Origin of the sequence: Pseudescherichia vulneris, from assembly GCF_902164725.1 — a bacterium.
In the GTDB taxonomy this organism is placed as follows: Bacteria; Pseudomonadota; Gammaproteobacteria; order Enterobacterales; family Enterobacteriaceae; genus Pseudescherichia; species Pseudescherichia vulneris.
In genome coordinates, this window is the sequence record NZ_LR607338.1 from 1,002,576 (window position 1) to 1,005,202 (window position 2,627).

Genomic DNA, 2,627 nt, shown 5'->3' on the forward strand with positions numbered 1-2,627 from the left:
CATGGTGAAAACACGCGCGACCACCAGCCGGTGAAGCTGGCGGCGATGGAGGGCAGCTGGAACCCGCCGCCGCCCGGAGAAGGCGAGCCGCTGCGGCTTTTCGCCATTCCGGATATGCAGGCGCAGCGCAACCATTTTGAACTGGCCATTCCGAATATCGGCTCGCTCTATCTGCGCCACAACCTCACCGGCACTATTCACAGCCTGAATCAGTATCCGCGCGATGAACTCCCCTGGGTGCCCGGCGTGTTCTTTGCGTTTCGCGCGATGGTGGGGCTTGGGCTGCTGATGCTCTTTTTCGGCGTGGCCGGGCTGGTCGCACGCCTGCGCGGCAGGCTATGGACGTCTCGCAGGCTGCAGCGCGGCATGGTATGGATGGCACCCGCGGGCTTTTTCGCCATGCTCGCCGGGTGGTTTGTGACCGAGACCGGACGACAGCCCTGGACGGTTTACGGCGTGCTGCGCACCGCGCACAGCGTCTCCCCCGTGGCTCCCTCGCTGGTGCTGACCTCGTTTTTTGCCATCCTGATCGTGTATCTGCTTATCTTCGCCATCGGGCTGTGGTTTTTGCTGCGCCTGCTTGGCAGGCCGCCGTCACACAATGAAAGAGAGCCGAATGCGGAAGTGGCAGAGCAGACCGGACGTGGGATCACCCCGCAGAGCATAAGGGGACGCTACGATGCTTGAGGCTATCCTTTCAATGCCACCGTTAACGCTGCTTAGCGCCATCGCCCTGGCCTTCGGCGTGCTGGTTTACGTGGTGCTGGATGGGACCGATCTCGGCGTCGGCCTCCTCACGCCGTTTCAGTCCTCGCAGGCGCGCCAGCAGATGAACATCTCTCTTCTGCCGGTGTGGGACGGGAACGAAACCTGGCTGGTGCTGACCGCAGGGGCGATGCTGGCGCTTTTCCCGGTCGCCTTCAGCATCCTTTACAGCGCCCTCTATCTGCCGGTCTATATCATGCTGCTGGCGCTGATCGTGCGCGGCATGGCCATAGAGTTTCGCCATCAGCACCCTGCGCTGTTCGACGCGCTGTTTATCGGCGGCTCCTGGATGGTATCGCTAAGCCAGGGCGCAACGATGGGCGCATGGATTGAGGGCATAGCGCATAACGGCGCACAGTTCACCGGCGGCCCTCTGGCATGGCTTTCACCGTTTTCACTCTACTGCGCGGTTTCACTCACCGTGGGGTATGCGCTGCTCGGTGCCTGCTGGCTGGTGTGGCGCTGCGAAGGCGAGCTGGCCGTCTGGGGCCAACGACAGGCGCTGCGGCTTGCGCTGATTACCGCCGCGCTGCTGGCTGGGCTGGTTATCTGGACCACGCAGCTGCATGAGAATTATCGGCTGCATTTGCTGGCATGGCGCTACAGCGGGCCGCTGGCGCTTATCGCACTGCTGGCGCTGGCGGGGCTAATCGTCACGCTGCGCCGCAAACGCGAATTCTTGCCGCTGGTCATGGCGCTGACGCTCTTTTGCGCCGCCTTTGGCGGCATGCTGCTGGCGGTGTTTCCGTTCATTCTGCCGCCCGGCCTGCTGCTGACCCAGGCCGCCGCACCGCCCGCTACGCAAAAGCTGATGCTTATCGCCTTCGGCACATTTGTGCCAATTACGCTTATCTACAACAGCTGGGGCTTCTGGATCTTCCGTGGCAAAATCCACGCAGCGTCTGCGTCGTTATCAACAGGGAAGCAGGGCGACGATCGCCGTTAAGTGCTCTCGCAGGGTGCTGTGCAGCTGGCGAATCGCGGGAGAGAACTGCTTGCGGTGCGGACAGATGAGATTGAGCGGTGCGGCTTCTCCCGGATGCTCGGGCAGTAGTATCTCCAGCCGTCCGGCCTGCACGTCAGCGCTGATGTCGATCCACGACTTGTAGACAATGCCCATGCCCTCTACGGCCCAGCGCCTTGCGACATCGGCGTCGTCACAGAGCAGGCGGCTCTTGACCGTCAGCTGGCGGCGGGTACCGTTCTCAGGAAAGCTCCACTTATCGTAGACGTGGCTGTTCATGGTAAACAGCAGGCAGTGATGCTGCGTCACTTCGTCAAGGCTGGTTGGCCGTCCATGCTTTTCAAGGTAGGCCGGAGAGGCGGCCAGCACGCGGCGGTTTTTTTCCGCCAGCGGTAGCGCCACGTAGCTGCTGTTATCCAGCACGCCGTAGCGAATGGCAACGTCCACCGGATCGCGAAAGATATCGCTGACCTGATCGGAGAGCGAGAGCCGCAGCGTGATTTTCGGGTGCTGGTCGCAGAAGCGGGTAATGAGCGGCAGCAGAACGTTGCGCCCAATATCCGACGGCATCGCGACCTTCAACTCGCCCTGTAGCTCGTCATTGCCGCTGTGCAGACTCTCCTCTCCGGCCTGCACCACGGCCAGCAGCTCTTGAGCAAACGGCAGATACTTCTCCCCCTCCGCCGTCAGCCGCAGGCTACGGGTAGAGCGCGCGAAGAGGCGCTTATCAAGATCGCGCTCCAGCCGATGTACGGCAGCGCTTACCTGACCCGGGAGCAGATCGGCCTCCCGGGCGGCGTTAGAGAAGCTTCCCAGCGCCGCGGCGCGCACAAACAGCGTCACATCTTCAAGGCGAATCATGCTCTTGTTCTCTTTCGCTACCAGGCCGGAGTCATTT

At 62.2% G+C, this 2,627-nt stretch carries 3 protein-coding genes; 2 read left to right on the forward strand and 1 reads right to left on the reverse strand.

The window, feature by feature from the left end; all coding sequences use genetic code 11:
• Positions 1 to 687 (forward strand): cytochrome ubiquinol oxidase subunit I (locus tag FN633_RS04020; RefSeq protein ID WP_154058820.1); only part of this gene is annotated, 687 nt, incomplete at its 5' end.
• A complete protein-coding gene (locus FN633_RS04025) occupies positions 680 to 1,711 on the forward strand; it encodes a cytochrome d ubiquinol oxidase subunit II (protein ID WP_154056837.1) in 1,032 nt (343 codons plus the stop codon). The genes FN633_RS04020 and FN633_RS04025, both read left to right, overlap by 8 nt.
• Here the strand turns inward: FN633_RS04025 and FN633_RS04030 are convergent.
• Positions 1,679 to 2,590 (reverse strand): LysR family transcriptional regulator, encoded by a 912-nt coding sequence (locus tag FN633_RS04030; protein WP_154056838.1) that lies wholly within the window; start codon positions 2,588 to 2,590, stop codon positions 1,679 to 1,681. The genes FN633_RS04025 and FN633_RS04030 overlap by 33 nt on opposite strands.
• Positions 2,591 to 2,627: the final 37 nt, after the last annotated feature.

Bases quoted from the DNA above. Each gene is read 5' to 3' on its own strand.
- FN633_RS04025 (WP_154056837.1), top strand. From the start codon at position 680: ATGCTTGAGGCTATCCTTTCAATGCCACCGTTAACGCTGCTTAGCGCC.
- FN633_RS04030 (WP_154056838.1), bottom strand. From the start codon at position 2,590: ATGATTCGCCTTGAAGATGTGACGCTGTTTGTGCGCGCCGCGGCGCTG.